This is a genomic window from Streptomyces sp. A1136 (assembly GCF_004795055.1).
In the GTDB taxonomy this organism is placed as follows: Bacteria; Actinomycetota; Actinomycetes; order Streptomycetales; family Streptomycetaceae; genus Streptomyces.
Genome location: NZ_SSBJ01000097.1, coordinates 1 through 1,358, shown reverse-complemented (window position 1 = coordinate 1,358; position 1,358 = coordinate 1). Strand labels below are relative to the sequence as shown.

At 72.3% G+C, this 1,358-nt stretch carries 1 protein-coding gene; it reads right to left on the bottom strand.

The features are described from left to right. Positions 1-1,357, bottom strand: a 1,357-nt coding sequence (locus E6R62_RS37400) for an acetyl/propionyl/methylcrotonyl-CoA carboxylase subunit alpha (RefSeq protein WP_136217902.1), incomplete at its 3' end; no start/stop codon positions are given. Position 1,358 lies beyond the last annotated feature (1 nt).

The following is a 1,358-nucleotide window of genomic DNA, read 5'->3' as shown; positions in this document are numbered from 1 at the left end:
CGGGGATGTCGTTGACGAACTCGGTCTCGATCCAGCGGGTGTGGACCTTGAACGGGGTGCCGTCGGTCGGGGCGAACGCCGGGTCCACCACCACCGCGCGGTGGAACGGGATGGCGGTGGCCATGCCCTCGACCTCGAACTCCGCGAGGGCGCGGGCGGCGCGCTGGAGGGCCTGCTCGCGGGTGGCGCCGGTGACGATCAGCTTGGCGAGCAGCGAGTCCCAGGCGGGGCCGATGACGGAACCCGACTCGACGCCCGCGTCCAGGCGGACGCCCGGGCCCGAGGGGCCGGCGAACTTCGTGACCGTGCCCGGGGCGGGCAGGAAGCCGCGGCCCGGGTCCTCGCCGTTGATGCGGAACTCGAAGGAGTGGCCGCGCAGCCGCGGGTCGTCGTAGCCGAGGGCCTCGCCGTCGGCGATGCGGAACATCTCGCGCACGAGGTCGAGGCCGGTGACCTCCTCGGTGACCGGGTGCTCGACCTGGAGGCGGGTGTTGACCTCGAGGAAGGAGATGGTGCCGTCGGTGCCGACGAGGAACTCGACGGTGCCGGCGCCCACGTACCCGGCTTCCTTCAGGATCGCCTTGGACGCCGCGTACAACTCGGCGTTCTGCGCCTCGGTGAGGAACGGCGCGGGGGCCTCCTCGACGAGCTTTTGGTGGCGGCGCTGGAGCGAGCAGTCACGGGTGGAGACGACCACCACGTTGCCGTGCGAGTCGGCCAGGCACTGCGTCTCGACGTGGCGCGGCCTGTCGAGGTAGCGCTCCACGAAGCACTCGCCCCGACCGAACGCGGCGACGGCCTCGCGCACGGCGGAGTCGTACAGCTCGGGGACCTCTTCGAGGGTGCGCGCGACCTTGAGGCCGCGACCGCCACCACCGAAGGCGGCCTTGATCGCGATGGGCAGTCCGTGCTCCCGCGCGAAGGCCACGACCTCGTCGGCGCCGGACACCGGGTCCGGGGTGCCGGCGACCAGCGGCGCGCCGGCGCGCTGGGCGATGTGACGGGCGGCGACCTTGTCACCGAGGTCACGGATGGCCTGCGGCGGCGGGCCGATCCAGGTCAGGCCCGCGTCGAGGACGGCTTGGGCGAAGTCCGCGTTCTCGGACAGGAACCCGTATCCGGGGTGGATGGCGTCAGCTCCGGAGTCGGCTGCTGCCTGGAGGACCTTCTTCATGTCCAGGTAGCTGGCGGCCGGGGTGTCACCGCCCAACGCGAACGCTTCGTCTGCCGCGCGGACGTGCAGCGCGTCCCGGTCCGGGTCGGCGTAGACGGCCACGCTCGCGATCCCGGCATCCCGGCAGGCACGGGCAACGCGGACAGCGATTTCGCCACGGTTGGCGATGAGCACCTTGCGCACG